This is a genomic window from Streptomyces sp. NEAU-W12 (genome assembly GCF_026242095.1).
Lineage (GTDB): Bacteria > Actinomycetota > Actinomycetes > Streptomycetales > Streptomycetaceae > Streptomyces.
Genome location: NZ_JAPJDM010000002.1, coordinates 125313 through 139851, shown reverse-complemented (window position 1 = coordinate 139851; position 14539 = coordinate 125313). Strand labels below are relative to the sequence as shown.

Annotated in this window: 12 protein-coding genes; 1 reads left to right on the top strand and 11 read right to left on the bottom strand. The window is 70.9% G+C overall.

Going from position 1 to position 14539, the window contains the following annotated elements; genetic code table 11:
- Positions 1-46: 46 nt before the first annotated feature.
- Both lspA and ORI94_RS02845 read right to left on the bottom strand, forming a co-directional pair.
- Positions 47-679, bottom strand: a complete 633-nt coding sequence (gene lspA / locus ORI94_RS02850) for a signal peptidase II (RefSeq protein ID WP_266072086.1) — start codon at positions 677-679, stop codon at positions 47-49.
- 88 nt (positions 680-767) lie between these two features.
- Entirely contained in the window at positions 768-1709 is a 942-nt protein-coding gene (locus tag ORI94_RS02845) for a TraR/DksA family transcriptional regulator (RefSeq protein WP_266072085.1), read from the bottom strand.
- Between the two features lie 648 nt (positions 1710-2357).
- On the opposite strand from ORI94_RS02845, the gene ileS reads away from it, so the two are divergent.
- On the top strand, positions 2358-5549 hold the full coding sequence (gene ileS / locus ORI94_RS02840; protein WP_266072084.1) for an isoleucine--tRNA ligase: 3192 nt from the start codon (positions 2358-2360) through the stop codon (positions 5547-5549).
- 276 nt (positions 5550-5825) lie between these two features.
- On the opposite strand, the gene ORI94_RS02835 is transcribed toward ileS, so the two are convergent.
- The 9 genes from ORI94_RS02835 to ftsW all read right to left on the bottom strand — a co-directional run bounded on the left by ORI94_RS02835 (position 5826) and on the right by ftsW (position 14488).
- Complete coding sequence (locus ORI94_RS02835; protein WP_266072083.1) at positions 5826-7076, bottom strand: DivIVA domain-containing protein; 1251 nt, start codon at positions 7074-7076, stop codon at positions 5826-5828.
- Between the two features lie 52 nt (positions 7077-7128).
- Entirely contained in the window at positions 7129-7419 is a 291-nt protein-coding gene (locus ORI94_RS02830) for a YggT family protein (RefSeq protein ID WP_109383520.1), read from the bottom strand.
- Positions 7420-7469: 50 nt separating this feature from the next.
- Positions 7470-8120 (bottom strand): cell division protein SepF, encoded by a 651-nt coding sequence (locus ORI94_RS02825; RefSeq protein WP_266072082.1) that lies wholly within the window; start codon positions 8118-8120, stop codon positions 7470-7472.
- Positions 8121-8248: 128 nt separating this feature from the next.
- On the bottom strand, positions 8249-8980 hold the full coding sequence (locus ORI94_RS02820) for a YggS family pyridoxal phosphate-dependent enzyme (protein ID WP_266072081.1): 732 nt from the start codon (positions 8978-8980) through the stop codon (positions 8249-8251).
- Between the two features lie 6 nt (positions 8981-8986).
- On the bottom strand, positions 8987-9715 hold the full coding sequence (pgeF, locus tag ORI94_RS02815) for a peptidoglycan editing factor PgeF (protein WP_266072080.1): 729 nt from the start codon (positions 9713-9715) through the stop codon (positions 8987-8989).
- Positions 9712-10905, bottom strand: a complete 1194-nt coding sequence (gene ftsZ / locus ORI94_RS02810) for a cell division protein FtsZ (RefSeq protein ID WP_266072079.1) — start codon at positions 10903-10905, stop codon at positions 9712-9714. The genes pgeF and ftsZ overlap by 4 nt, the downstream gene beginning before the upstream one ends.
- Before the next feature lie 279 nt (positions 10906-11184).
- On the bottom strand, positions 11185-11979 hold the full coding sequence (locus tag ORI94_RS02805; protein ID WP_266072078.1) for a cell division protein FtsQ/DivIB: 795 nt from the start codon (positions 11977-11979) through the stop codon (positions 11185-11187).
- A 55-nt stretch (positions 11980-12034) separates the two neighbouring features.
- Complete coding sequence (murG, locus tag ORI94_RS02800; protein ID WP_266072077.1) at positions 12035-13129, bottom strand: undecaprenyldiphospho-muramoylpentapeptide beta-N-acetylglucosaminyltransferase; 1095 nt, start codon at positions 13127-13129, stop codon at positions 12035-12037.
- A 6-nt stretch (positions 13130-13135) separates the two neighbouring features.
- Positions 13136-14488 carry a putative lipid II flippase FtsW gene (gene ftsW / locus ORI94_RS02795; protein WP_266072076.1) on the bottom strand — a complete coding sequence of 451 codons (1353 nt, stop codon included), beginning with the start codon at positions 14486-14488 and terminating at the stop codon, positions 13136-13138.
- Positions 14489-14539 lie beyond the last annotated feature (51 nt).

The following is a 14539-nucleotide window of genomic DNA, read 5'->3' as shown; positions in this document are numbered from 1 at the left end:
ATGCCGGACCGGTCCGGCGACTCCGTACGCGCGCTCCGGGTCCTGCTCAGTCCTTGTGGACGGTCCCGTCCGGGTCGAGGCCCCGGAAGGACAGCAGGACGATCAGGATGCCGCCGCAGACGATCGCCGAGTCCGCCAGGTTGAAGACGGCGAAGTGCTTGGGCGCGATGAAGTCGACGACCGCGCCCTGGAAGACTCCCGGGGAGCGGAAGATCCTGTCCGTGAGGTTGCCGAGGGCGCCGCCGAGCAGCAGGCCCAGCGCGATCGCCCAGGGCAGGCTGTACAGCTTGCGGGCCAGCCGGATGATCACCACGATCACCGCCGCCGCGATCAGCGTGAAGATCACGGTGAAGGCCTCGCCGAAGCCGAACGCCGCGCCCGCGTTGCGGATCGCCTCGAACCTCAGCCAGTCCCCGACGACCTCGATCGGCTCGTGGTGCTCCAGCTTGGCGACCACGATCATCTTGCTGATCAGGTCGAGGGCGTAGGCGACCACGGCGACGGCGAACAGCACGGCCACGCGCCGCTTGCCACGGGGCGCCCCGGCCGCCGGCTCCGCCTCCGCGCCCTGGGCATCGGCCCCGTCGAGCCCGGCCCGGTCCCGCTCGTCACGGTCCTGCCCGTCCCGGTCCGCGTCCGGGGTTTCCGGCGTACCGATGATGCGCTCCGCCTCTGCCACGTGAGTCCCTCAACCTAGGTACCTGACTGAGGACGAGGGTACGGCACACCCCGTGCGTCCCTCGTGCTCAGGCGGCGTACGACGGCGCTCAGTACCGGCGCTCCTGCTTCTGCTTGCACTCGACGCACAGCGTGGCCCGGGGGAAGGCCTGCATCCTGGCCTTGCCGATCGGGTCGCCGCAGTTCTCGCACAGGCCGTAGGTACCGGCGTCCAGCCGCTGCAGGGCGCGCTCGTACTGGGTGAGCATCTCGCGCGCGTTGGCGGCGAGCGCCAGTTCGTGCTCACGCGTGATGTTCTTCGTGCCGGTGTCGGCCTGGTCGTCGCCCGCCCCGTCGCCGGAGTCCCGCATCAGGCCGGCCAGCGACCGTTCGGACGAGGTGATCTCCTCGCGCAGCCTCAGCACCTCGGTCATCAGTTCGGCCCGTGCGCCCTCGACCTCTTCCGGTGTCCAGGGGTCCTCGCCCGGACGCACCGCGAGGTCGCCGGGCTCCACCGCCGCGATCCGCGCCTTGGGCACGGCGCTCTTCGCCGCCGTCGCCGTGCCAGGAGTCTTCTCAGCACCCACCGTCGTCGCTCCCGTCTGCGGCGCGGCCTCGGCCGCATCCGCGTCAGTGGCCGTGCCGTGCCCGGCCGTGTCCTGTGTGCCCCCGCTGGTCCTGGTGGTGCCTGCGTCCGTGCCGCCCTTGCGCGCGGCGGCCGTCCTCCTTTGGGGGCTCTTGCCCGCGGCGGCTTCGGAGGCGCCCTTCCGGGCCGCGGACGCCCCGCCCGCCGGCTTCGCCGCCGCGGCCTTCCCCGCCTTCGCCTTCCCGGCCCCGGCCTTCTCCGCCGCGCTCTTCCCCGCCGCGGCCTTCGCCGATCCGGTCTTCCCGGCCGACTGCTTCGTGGCCGCCTTCCCCGCCTTCCCCGTCTTCCCCGCCGCTCTCTTGCCCGTCCGGGCCCTCGCCGCCGTCTTCGCACCCTCCCGGGGCTCCTCGGCGGACGCGGCCGTGCCGGACGCCGACTGCTGTACGGCGGTCTTCTTCGCCACCATGGCCGGGGCCCCTTTTCACATGCTGTGATCGTGCGCGCGCATCGTGCTGGGACGATAAATCGACTCGGGTCCCGCGGCAACGGGGCGCACCGCCCGATCGTCCGCCCCACGGGCGCCGCGCGGCGGACCTTCATGCGTTGTGCCCAGCTCCCCGCCGGGTATGCCACCAAGTCGGACGTCGCAGAATCCGAACACCCGCACCGCGCCATTCGGCGGTATGCCACCCCATGGGCGACTCGTCGGGCATGCGCCCGGTGCCCGCCGCGACCCCGCCCGGAGCCTCCACCCGCCGCCCCCGGAACAACCGGTCGGCCGCCGCCCGCCGCGCGCCGTACACTGGGCGGAGCGAAAAGCGTGGATGGGGACGAGTAGCGGCGTACGCAGCCCAGAGCGACCCGGGGACGGTGTGAGCCCGGGGGCGAGCGCGACGCGAAGATCACCCCGGAGCCGCCGGAGGAAAGCCGCAGCCCACAGCTACGGCGAGTAGAACCGGCATCGCGACCCCAATGAGGGGGCCGACCGGCGCACGACGCGCCGGGAAGCCAAGGAGGGTGGTACCGCGGGAGCGCGCCGACGGCGGCGCAGGGATCGACACAGCTCTCGTCCCTCCGGACGGAAGGCAGCAAGTCCGCCGGAGGAAGCCCGCTGATGACAACGCCGACGTACCGACAGGTGCCCGCCCAGGTCGACCTGCCCGCTCTCGAGCACGCGGTGCTCGACTTCTGGCAGGAACAGAAGATCTTCGCCAAGAGCCTGGAGCAGTCCGAGGGCCGCCCCGAGTGGGTGTTCTACGAGGGCCCGCCCACCGCCAACGGCATGCCGGGCGCCCACCACATCGAGGCGCGCGTCTTCAAGGACGTCTTCCCCCGCTTCCGCACCATGCGCGGCTACCACGTGGGCCGCAAGGCCGGCTGGGACTGCCACGGCCTCCCGGTGGAGCTGGCGGTGGAGAAGGAACTCGGCTTCTCCGGCAAGCAGGACATCGAGGCGTACGGCATCGCCGAGTTCAACGCCCGGTGCCGCGAGTCGGTGACCCGCCACACCGACGCCTTCGAGGAGCTCACGACCCGCATGGGCTACTGGGCCGACCTCCAGGACCCGTACCGCACGATGGACCCGGAGTACATCGAGTCCGTCTGGTGGTCGCTGAAGGAGATCTTCGACAAGGACCTGCTGGTCCAGGACCACCGTGTCGCCCCGTGGTGCCCCCGCTGCGGCACCGGCCTGTCCGACCACGAGCTGGCACAGGGGTACGAGACGGTCGTCGACCCGTCCGTCTACGTCCGCTTCCCCCTCACCTCCGGCCCCCTGGCCGGCGAGGCCGCGCTCCTGGTGTGGACGACCACGCCGTGGACGCTGGTGTCCAACACCGCGGTCGCCGCGCACCCCGAGGTCGTCTACGTCGTCGCGACGAACGGTGAGGAGAAGCTCGTCGTCGCCGAGGCGCTGGTCGCCAAGTCCCTCGGCGAGGACTGGGAGACCACCGGCGAGACCTTCACCGGCGCCGAGATGGAGCGCTGGACGTACCGGCGGCCCTTCGAGTTCGTGGAGTTCCCGAGCGCGGACGGGGGAGCCGACGGGCACGGCCCGCAGCCGGCGCACTACGTGGTCAACGCCGACTACGTGACCACCGAGGACGGTACGGGCCTGGTCCACCAGTCCCCCGCCTTCGGTGAGGACGACCTCAGGGTCTGCCGCTCCTACGGTCTGCCGGTGGTGAACCCGGTCCGCCCGGACGGCACCTTCGAGGAGGACGTCCCGCTGGTCGGCGGCGTCTTCTTCAAGAAGGCGGACGAGAAGCTGACCGAGGACCTGGCGGCCCGCGGCCTGCTGTTCAAGCACACCCCCTACGAGCACAGCTACCCGCACTGCTGGCGCTGCCACACCGCGCTGCTCTACTACGCGCAGCCCTCCTGGTACATCCGCACCACGGCCGTCAAGGACCGCCTGCTCGAGGAGAACGAGGGCACCAACTGGTTCCCGGACTCGGTCAAGCACGGCCGGTACGGCGACTGGCTGAACAACAACATCGACTGGGCGCTGTCCCGCAACCGCTACTGGGGCACCCCGCTGCCGATCTGGCGCTGCGAGGACGACCACCTCACCTGCGTCGGTTCGCTCGCCGAGCTGACCGGGCTCACCGGCACCGACCAGTCGGGCCTCGACCCGCACCGCCCGTTCATCGACGAGGTCACCTTCGCCTGCCCGCAGGACGGCTGCGGGAGGACGGCCACGCGCGTGCCGGAGGTCATCGACGCCTGGTACGACTCGGGGTCGATGCCGTTCGCGCAGTGGGGCTACCCGCACAAGAACAAGGAACTGTTCGAGAGCCGGTACCCGGCGCAGTTCATCTGCGAGGCCATCGACCAGACCCGCGGATGGTTCTACACGCTGATGGCGGTCGGCACCCTGGTCTTCGACAGGTCGTCGTACGAGAACGTCGTCTGCCTCGGCCACATCCTCGCCGAGGACGGCCGCAAGATGTCCAAGCACCTGGGCAACACCCTGGACCCGGTCCCGCTGATGGACCGGCACGGCGCGGACGCGGTCCGCTGGTTCATGGCGGCCGGCGGCTCCCCGTGGGCGGCCCGCAGGGTGGGCCACGGCACCATCCAGGAGGTCGTCCGCAAGACGCTCCTGACCTACTGGAACACCGTCGCCTTCCAGGCGCTGTACGCACGCACGTCCGGCTGGGCACCGTCCGAGGCCGATCCGGCACCCGCCGACCGCCCGCTGCTGGACCGCTGGCTGCTCTCCGAACTGCACGCGCTCACCGACCAGGTGACCCGGGCGCTGGACGGCTACGACACCCAGCGCGCAGGCAAGCTGCTGTCCGCGTTCGTCGACGACCTGTCCAACTGGTACGTGCGCCGGTCCCGGCGCCGCTTCTGGCAGGGCGACAAGGCCGCGCTGCGCACCCTGCACGAGGTCGTCGGGACGGTCACCGGGCTCATGGCCCCGCTGACCCCGTTCATCACCGAGCGGGTCTGGCAGGACCTGATCGTGCCGGTCACCCCGGACGCCCCGGAGTCGGTCCACCTGTCCTCCTGGCCCGAGGCGGACCTGACGGCGATCGACCCGGAGCTGTCGAAGCAGATGGTGCTGGTGCGCCGCCTGGTGGAGCTGGGACGGGCCACCCGCGCGGAGTCGGGCGTCAAGACCCGCCAGCCCCTCAGGCGCGCCCTGATCGCGGCGAGCGGTTTCGGCGCCCTCCACCCCGACCTGCACACGCAGATCACCGAGGAGCTGAACGTCGAGTCCCTGGCGTCCCTGTCCGAGGTGGGCGGCTCGCTGGTGGACACGACGGCCAAGGCCAACTTCCGTGTCCTGGGAAAGCGGTTCGGCAAGCGCGTCCAGGACGTCGCCAAGGCCGTCGCGAACGCGGACGCCGCCGCGCTGTCCCTGGCGCTGCGCGAGGGCACCGCCTCGGTGGAGGTCGACGGTGAGACCATCACCCTCGCCCCGGACGAGGTGATCATCACGGAGACCCCGCGCGAGGGCTGGTCGGTGGCGTCCGACGCCGGTGCCACGGTCGCCCTGGACCTGGAGATCACCGAGGAGCTGCGCCGCGCCGGCCTGGCCCGGGACGCGATCCGGCTGATCCAGGAGGCCCGCAAGAACAGCGGCCTCGACGTGGCCGACCGGATCGCCCTGCGCTGGACGGCGACGGACGACGCCACGACCGCGGCCCTGACCGAACACTCCGGCCTGATCTCGGACGAGGTCCTGGCCACGTCCTTCGTGAATGAGCGCGGTGTCCGGGACGAGGCGGACGGCGCCTACGGGCAGCCGTTCACCGACGGGGGACTGTCCCTGACCTTCCGCCTCCGCAAGGCGTGAGACCCGGCGGGTAGCTCGCACCGGCGCACCCGACGCGCCCCGCACCACCCGGTGCGCCGAAGGGCCCGGGCCGAAGGGCCCGGGCCCTTCGGCGTCGCGTCCTACGGACAACTGCCCCGCGTCTCGAACAACCACCGCAAAAGGGCCCGAACGCGCGTAACACAAGGAAACGGGCCCGACCGCGGGTACCCCCCGGGCGGGGCCCCGGGTTCTCGAACCCGGGGCCCCGCCCTGAACGCTGCCGGCCGCTACGCCGTACTCATGGCCATCAGGCCGTCAGTTGTCGTCCTCGTCGATCAGGAACCCGCGCATCGGCGAGGGCGCCTGGCCCATCGGCGACGGCCCCTGCGGACGCACCGGCGCCATGGGCTGGGTCATCGCCGGCTGCATCTGCTGCTGGCCACCGCCGTACGACGGACCGGACTGGCCGGGACCGCCGCCCATCTGCTGGTTGCTGCCGTAGGACGGCCCACCGGCACCGGCCGGAGCCATGGAGGGCGCCGGGGACGGCGGCAGCGACGGGGCGGCGGGCTGACGCGGCGGGGCGAGCGAGTCGTCCGCCTGGGTCTCCAGCTGCCGCAGCTGCGACTCCAGGTAGGACTTCAGCCGCGTGCGGTACTCGCGCTCGAAGCCGCGCAGGTCCTCGACCTTGCGCTCCAGCGTGGCGCGGGCGGACTCCAGGGAGCCCATCGCGACGCGGTGCTTCTCCTGTGCGTCCCGCTCCAGGGCGTCCGCCTTGGCACGGGCGTCCCGCTCGAGACCCTCGGCACGCGAACGCGCCTCACCGACGATCTTGTTGGCTTCGGAACGGGCCTCGGCGATCGCCTGGTCGGCGGTCTGCTGGGCCAGCGAGAGCACGCGGGCCGCGCTGTCCCCGCCGGGGCCGCCCTGCTGTCCGGGAAGGCCGGGAGGACCGCCCATGGGGCCGCCGGGGCCACCCATCGGGCCGCCATGACCCATCTGCCCCTGCATCTGGCCCTGCATCGGGCCGCCCTGGCCCATCTGCCCCTGCATCGGACCACCCTGGCCCATCGGGCCGCCCTGGCCCATCGGACCACCCTGGCCCATCGGACCACCCTGGCCCATGGGACCGGGGCCCTGCGGACCGCCCTGCCCGCCGGGGCCGGCGGGCAGTTGCGGCGCACCGCTCGGCAGCTGGGGCGGACCACCCATGGGGCCACCCATCTGCTGCTGCGGCGGGCCCGATATGCCGGCGGGCACCGGACCGCCGGGACCTCGCATACCCTGCTGGGGCATCCCCTGGGGCGGCCCCTGCTGCTGTTGCTGCTGCTGTTGCTGCTGCTGGTCCTGCTGTTCCGGAGGCTTGCGCATGTTCTGCTGGTTCTGGGCAGCAGCGCGCGTGGCCGCGGCCAGTTTGGCGCGCAGGTCCTCGTTCTCGCGGAGCAGGCGGGTCAGTTCGGCTTCGACCTCGTCGAGGAAGGCATCGACCTCGTCCTCGTCATAGCCTTCTCGGAGGCGGACGGTCGTGAACTGCTTGTTCCGCACGTCCTCGGGGGTCAACGGCATCTCTTCACCTCAACGTAGTCATCGGCAGTCGGCAGGCCCATGTCGTCCACAGTCACCTCAGCGCACTGCCCACGAGGGAGATCAGGATGTAGACGATGATCATCAGTACGAAGAAGGACAGGTCGAGCGCCACGCCCCCGAGACGCAGCGGCGGGATGAACCGCCGCAGAAGCTTCAGCGGTGGATCGGTGACAGTGTAGGTGGCCTCCAGGACGACCACCATCGCCTTGCCGGGTTGCCACGAGCGGGCGAACTGGAAGACGTAGTCCATGACCAGACGGAAGATGAGCACGATGAGGAACACCATCAGCGCGATGTAGATCACCTGCGCGAACACGCTCATGGTCTGTTTGTCCCTCTCCCCTGTGTCCTGCTTCTGTCCGGTCCTGCGTCTCAGCTCTGGTTGAAGAACCCGCCCTCTGCGATACGGGCCTTGTCCTCCGCCGTGACATCGACGTTAGCAGGAGACAGGAGGAAGACCTTCTGCGTCACCCGCTCGATACTGCCGTGAAGACCAAACACCAAACCGGCCGCAAAGTCGACAAGTCGCTTGGCGTCCGTGTCGTCCATCTCGGTCAGATTCATGATCACCGGAGTGCCTTCGCGGAAGTGTTCCCCGATGGTACGGGCCTCGTTGTAGGTCCGCGGGTGAAGCGTGGTGATCCGGTAAGGCTCTCGTTCCGACACGACCTTGGGCATGATCACCGGTGCGTTCTTCTCCAGGCTGGCGCGTTCTTGTGTGATGGATGCCACGGGCGCGATGCGCGCCGGGCGTGCCGATTCAGCGGGAAGCGAAGCGGACCGGGCGACCGGCTCGCGAGGCGGGGGCGGTTGGGCGATCAGCACCTCTTCGTCCCTTTGGGGCTGATGTGCACCGTGTGCGCTGTGCGACTGGTGCGACGGCTCGTGCCGTCGGTGGTCCCGCTCGGACTCCGGGTCGAGTTCGGGTTCGAAGTCGTCGTCTGGGTCAAATCCGCGGCCGTCGTACCCATCGTCCTCCACGAGGCCGAGGTAGACCGCCATCTTGCGCATCGCGCCGGCCATTCTCCGTGCCCTCCGCTCTGTGGTGGATCCGCTGACGACCGCCAAGTGCCCGCGATCCACAAGGTCCTCAGTCCGCCGATCAGCGGCAATGACCATATTTTCTACTGTGGTCCGACTTCCTGGCGACGTTACCCGAGCCCGGAGCGGACTCCGAGTACCGCACTGCCGACGCGCACATGTGTCGCTCCGGCCGCAACAGCCTGTTCGAGATCCGCACTCATCCCCGCGGAGACCATGTTCGCAGCAGGATGGGACGCGCGCAGGTCGGTCGACAAAAGCATCAAGCGCTCGAACGCGGCCTGTTGGCGCCCGGCGTACTCCCCGGTGAGCGGGGCGACGGTCATCAGCCCGTCCAGCCGCAGCCCTTCGGCCCCGGCGACGAGACCGGCCAGCTCCGCGACGCCGCCCGGCGCCACGCCGCCGCGCTCCCCCCGGCCCCCTCCCGCCGCAGGCTCATCGGCGTCGAGCGCGACCTGGATGAGGCAGCCCAGTTCGCGCCCGGTGCGCACGGCCTCCTTCGAGAGCGCCGTGACCAGTCGGGAACGGTCGACGGACTGCACGAAGTCGGCATAACCGACCACAGAACGCACCTTATTGGTCTGGAGCTGCCCGACGAAATGCCACTCGAGGGGCAGATCGGCACACTCTGCGGCTTTCGGGGCGGCGTCCTGGTCGCGGTTCTCGGCGACATGACGCACACCGAGCTCCGACAGGATCCGCACATCGCTCGCGGGGAAGGTCTTGGTGACCACGATCAGGGTCACCTCCTCGCGTCCGCGCCCGGCGGCCACGCACGCGGCGGCGATCCGTTCCTCCACATCCGCGAGATTCGCGGCGATTTCTTCCCTACGGTCCGTCATGCCCCATCAGTCCAGCCACACATAGCCCGCGAGCCGCCCGGTGGTGCGGTCCCGCCGGTACGAGAAATGATCGTCCGATTCCAGCGTGCACACCGGCGACCGCTCCCGGTCGCCCACCCCGAGCCGTTCGAGCTGGGCGTGCACACCCCCGGCCACATCGACCGCCGGTGTGCCCCAGCTCGTCTCGGCGTACGCCGCCGGCTCGGCGGCGGCCACCTCGGCGCGCATCCGCTCCGGCACCTCGTAGCACCGGCCGCAGACGGCGGGGCCGGTGCGGGCGACGATCCGCGCCGGATCGGCGCCGAGCTCCGTCATGGTCCGTACGGCGCCGGGGACCACGCCCGCGACCAGTCCGGGCCGGCCCGCGTGGGCCGCCGCGACGACACCGGCGACGGGGTCGGCGAGCAGCACCGGGACGCAGTCGGCGGTGAGCACGGCGAGGGCGAGGCCCCGCCGCACGGTGACCACCGCGTCGGCCCCGGGAACGGGGCCTTCACTCCACGGCTCCTCCACCACGACCGCGTCGGCCCCGTGCACCTGGTTCATCCAGACCACCCGGGCCGGGTCCAGGCCGAGGGACTTCGCGGTCAGTTCACGGTTGGTGCGCACGGCGCCGGAGTCGTCGCCGACCGCCCCGCCGAGATTGAGCTCCGCATACGGAGCGGCGCTCACCCCGCCCCACCGGTCGGTGAGGGCGAAGTGCGCGCCGCGCACGCTGTCACGCTGTCCTATCACTTGAGGAAGTCCGGTACGTCCAGCTCCTCGGCCGCACTGTCCGCGTAGGTGCGGGACGGCGGGACGGGCGGCTGGGCGGCCGGGGCGTCACTGACCGGCTCGGGGGCCTGCTCCGGCTCCTCCTTGGGCGTGACGCTGCCCAGGGAACCGAAGGACGGGCGGCTCTCGGGCTGCCGCGCGGGGGCGGGCTCCTCGCGCTTGGCCGAGGACGAGCCGAGGACGTTGTCCCGCTTCGAGGGCGGCTGGCCGCCGTCGAAGCCGGCCGCGATCACCGTGACCCGGACCTCGTCGCCGAGGGCGTCGTCGATCACCGCGCCGAAGATGATGTTGGCCTCGGGGTGGGCCGCCTCGCTCACCAGCTGGGCGGCCTCGTTGATCTCGAACAGGCCGAGGTCGCTGCCGCCGGAGATGGAGAGCAGGACGCCCCTGGCACCGTCGATGGAGGCTTCCAGCAGCGGTGAGGAGATCGCCATCTCGGCGGCGGCCACCGCGCGGTCGTCGCCGCGGGCCGAGCCGATGCCCATGAGGGCCGACCCGGCCTCGGACATGACCGACTTGACGTCGGCGAAGTCGAGGTTGATCAGGCCGGGCGTGGTGATGAGGTCGGTGATGCCCTGGACACCGGAGAGCAGGACCTGGTCCGCCGACTTGAAGGCGTCCAGGACCGAGACCTGGCGGTCCGAGATGGACAGCAGCCGGTCGTTGGGGATGACGATGAGGGTGTCGACCTCTTCGCGGAGTTCGGCGATGCCGTCCTCCGCCTGGTTGGCGCGGCGCCGCCCCTCGAAGGTGAACGGGCGGGTGACCACGCCGATGGTGAGAGCGCCGAGCGAGCGGGCGATGTTGGCCACCACGGGGGCGCCGCCGGTGCCGGTGCCGCCCCCCTCACCGGCCGTCACGAAGACCATGTCGGCCCCCTTGAGGACCTCCTCGATCTCCTCGCGGTGGTCCTCGGCCGCCTTGCGGCCGACGGCCGGGTTGGCTCCGGCGCCGAGTCCGCGGGTGAGTTCACGGCCGACGTCGAGCTTGACGTCGGCGTCGCTCATCAACAGGGCTTGCGCGTCGGTGTTGATGGCGATGAACTCGACGCCCTTGAGACCGACCTCGATCATCCGGTTGATGGCGTTGACACCACCGCCGCCGACACCGATGACTTTGATGACTGCGAGGTAGTTCTGCGGTGCTGCCACGTCGAAGGCCTCTCGCCTCGAGTTACGTGTCGCCGCCCCACGGCCGTGCCGCGGTCCGACGACTGATGCCGATGGGGACGGTCCGTATCGCCGACCCGAACCCTAACGTTGAAGTTTAGGGTTACCAGTGTGCCTGTTCCCTGGAGTCTTCCGAACAGGACACTAAGTCGACAAGTGGCGCACGTTCAACGAACACGCCGAACCTCCCGTTTTTCTTTTCACCCTATGTGATCAGCCATGGCACCACCCAACCAGGGGGCCGACCTGCACTGATGTACGTCAACTCCCTGATGAGGCGGGGGCGGTGGGAACACTCACATCGAAGTGCCGTGCTCCGGGCGCCGCTTTCAGCAGAGCGGTGAGCGCACGGCCCTTCGCGGCACCGTTCTCGCCGCTGCCCCAGTCGACCGTCCTGCCGCCCGTCAGTCCCAGCGAGATGTCGTCGTAGGAACGGACCTCGACGCTCCGCGTGGCAGGGGCGACGGCGTCCGGCACCTCCCGCGCGACCCGTACCGCCTCGCGCACCAGGCGGCTCTCGCCGAAGCGGCGCAGACTCGCGGCCGTGGTGCCGCTGCGGCGCACGTCCAATTCCAGCCGGGGAACCCCTCGGGGCGCCTTGGAAACCGTGGCGTACCGGACACCTTCATCGTCGATCTCGGTGAACTCGCCGCCCTTTTCGACCAGGAGAACCGGCACCCGCTCGGTGATTTCCAGCCCGATCTCGTGCGGCCAGGAACGGACCACGTCAACTGTGCCGATCCGGGGCAGCTCCTCGCGGAGCCGGGCGGCGATCGTGTCCGTGTCCACCGCGGCCAGCGGGTCTCCGACGGGGACATCGGCGGCCTCGCGCACCTCCTCGGGCCCCAGGACCCGGGTGCCGGACACGGACACCCGCTCCACCCGGGCCAGATCGGACCCGTACAGCAGCCAGAACGTGCCACTGCCGAGGAAGACCAGGGCGACCGCCAGGATGACGAGCAGACGAAGATGCCGCCGCCCCCACCGCCGCACGGGCGGCGGGCCGGACGGCTTCCGCTGGCGTTCACCGCGCTCGGCGGTCGTCGATCCGGCCACGAACCCTGCCTTCCGTCCTACACCCCTACAGGCCTGCCCGGCGGATCGCGCCGCGCTACCGCTGTCCGCGGGCGGCGATCGCCTCGTACACCATGCCGACGAGGAGGTCGTCGGCGTCCCTGCGGCCGAACTCGGCGGCGGCGCGGGACATCTCGTACAGCCGGTGCGGGTCGGCCAGCACCGGCAGCACGTTCCGCTGCACCCACTCCGGCGTCAGCTCCGCGTCGTCGACCAGGAGTCCGCCGCCGGCCTTGACCACCGGCTGGGCGTTCAGCCGCTGTTCACCGTTGCCGATGGGCAGCGGGACGTAGGCGGCCGGGAGCCCGACGGCGGAGAGTTCGGCGACGGTCATCGCGCCCGCGCGGCAGAGCATCATGTCGGCCGCGGCGTACGCGAGGTCCATCCGGTCCACGTAACCTACCGGGACATAGGGGGGCATTCCCGGCATCTGCTGCACCTGGGGCAGTTCGTTCTTCGGGCCGACCGCGTGCAGGATCTGGATGCCCGACTGCTGCAGCCGCGGCGCGACCTGCTGGACGACCTCGTTCAGCCTGCGGGCGCCCTGGGAGCCGCCGGAGACCAGCAGCGTGGGCAGGTTGGGGTCGAGCCCGAACGCGGCGCGGGCCTCGGGCCGTACGGCGGCCCGGTCCAGGGTGGCGACGGAGCGGCGCAGCGGGATCCCGATGTAGCGGGCGTCACGCAGTTTGCTGTCCGGGGTGGACACGGCGACGCGGGCCGCGTACCGGGAACCGATCTTGTTGGCCAGGCCGGGGCGCGCGTTGGCCTCGTGGATGACGATCGGCACACCGAGCCGCTTGGCGGCGAGGTAGCCGGGCAGGGCGACATAGCCGCCGAAGCCGACCACGGCGTCCGCCTTGGTGCGCTCCAGGATCTGTTCGGTCGCCTTGATGGTGCCGCGCAGCCGGCCCGGGACGGTGATCAGCTCGGGGGTGGGCTTGCGTGGCAGCGGCACGGCGGGGATCAGCGCCAGTTCGTACCCGCGCTCGGGTACCAGACGTGTCTCGAGACCGCGTTCCGTGCCCAGGGCCGTGATGCCCACGGACGGATCCTGCCTGCGCAGGGCATCCGCGAGGGCGAGCGCGGGCTCGATGTGGCCCGCGGTTCCTCCGCCGGCGAGTACGACATGCACCGAAATTCACCGCTCTCCGGACGAGCGTGCCGCCGTGGCGCGCCGTCGCATCGTGTTCCATCTGCGGGGCCGCTGGGGACCCCCGCCCCGCTTTCTACCAAAGCGGGGTTGCCGCATCGCAAGCGCCGCCCGCGCAGCGGGATCGTCACGCGCGAAGGCGATCAGCAACCCGATGGCGAACATGGTCGGCAACAGGGCGGAACCTCCGTAGGAGAACAGCGGGAGGGGGACACCGGCGATCGGGAGCAGCCCGAGGACCGCACCCATGTTGATCACGGCCTGGGCCATGATCCAGGTGGTCACGCCTCCCGCGGCATACCTCACGAAGGGGTCCTCCGTGCGTCCGGCCACGCGGATACCCGCATAGCCTAGAGCCGCGAACAGGGCGAGTACCGACAGCGTCCCCGCCAGGCCCAGTTCCTCACCGGTGATGGCGAAGATGAAGTCGGTGTGGGCTTCTGGCAGTTGGCCCCATTTCTCCACACTCGCACCGAGCCCCGAGCCGAAGATCCCGCCGGAGGCGAGGGCGTAGATCCCGTGCACGGCCTGCCAGCAGTCGACAGGGCCGGCCTGGGGTTCGGTGGCGCCGAGACAGGCGAGCCGCGCCATGCGGTTCGGGCTGGTCCTGATGAGGAGCGCGCCGATCAGCGCGGCGGCGGTCAGCACGCCGGCGAACAGCCGGGTGGGCGCCCCGGCCAGCCAGAGCAGGCCGAAGAGGATCGCGGTGAGGATGATCGCCGTACCCATGTCCCCGCCGAGCATGATCAGCCCGAGCAGCATGAAGGTGGCCGGCACGAGCGGCACCAGCATGTGCTTCCACTGGGACAGCAGCCGCCTCTCCTGCTTGCGGGCGAGCAGGTCGGCCCCCCACAGCACCAGGGCGAGCTTGCCGAACTCGCTGGGCTGGAGCTGGAAGGAGCCGCCGAGGGCGATCCAGTTCTGGTTGCCGTTGACCGCCACCCCTATCCCCGGCACCTGCACCAGGACCATCAGGAAGACGGCGCCCGCGAGGATGGGGTAGGCCAGCGCCCGGTGCAGTCTCACCGGCATCCGGGAGGCGGCGAGCAGCAGCACGGCCCCGATGCCGGCGGCCAGAAGCTGTTTGCGGAAGAAGTACGAGCCCGGCAGCGACATCTGCAGCGCGGTGATCTGGGAGGCCGAGTAGACCATCACCAGGCCGAGCACGATGATCAGCGCGCTGCCGCCGAGGATCAGGTAGTAGGCGGTCAGCGGCCGGTCCCAGGCCTTGTACGCCCGTGTGTGCAGGGCCCGGAGGGGGTTCTCGCGGGCGGGCCGGGGCACGGCGGGGCGGCGGGGCGCCCGCTGCACGGGAGGCCGTCCGGTGCGGCTAGCGGGCATGACGGCCTCCGTTGTGCGCCCCATGGTGCCTCGAGTGCCTCGAGTGCCTCG

Coding starts and splice junctions, on each gene's coding strand:
- ORI94_RS02830 (WP_109383520.1), bottom strand. CDS start 7,419: ATGAGCGTGTTCGCGCAGGTGATCTACATCGCGCTGATGGTGTTCCTC.
- ORI94_RS02825 (WP_266072082.1), bottom strand. CDS start 8,120: ATGGCCGGCGCGATGCGCAAGATGGCGGTCTACCTCGGCCTCGTGGAG.
- ORI94_RS02845 (WP_266072085.1), bottom strand. CDS start 1,709: ATGGTGGCGAAGAAGACCGCCGTACAGCAGTCGGCGTCCGGCACGGCC.
- ORI94_RS02820 (WP_266072081.1), bottom strand. CDS start 8,980: ATGACGGACCGTAGGGAAGAAATCGCCGCGAATCTCGCGGATGTGGAG.
- ileS (WP_266072084.1), top strand. CDS start 2,358: ATGACAACGCCGACGTACCGACAGGTGCCCGCCCAGGTCGACCTGCCC.
- ORI94_RS02835 (WP_266072083.1), bottom strand. CDS start 7,076: ATGCCGTTGACCCCCGAGGACGTGCGGAACAAGCAGTTCACGACCGTC.
- ftsW (WP_266072076.1), bottom strand. CDS start 14,488: ATGCCCGCTAGCCGCACCGGACGGCCTCCCGTGCAGCGGGCGCCCCGC.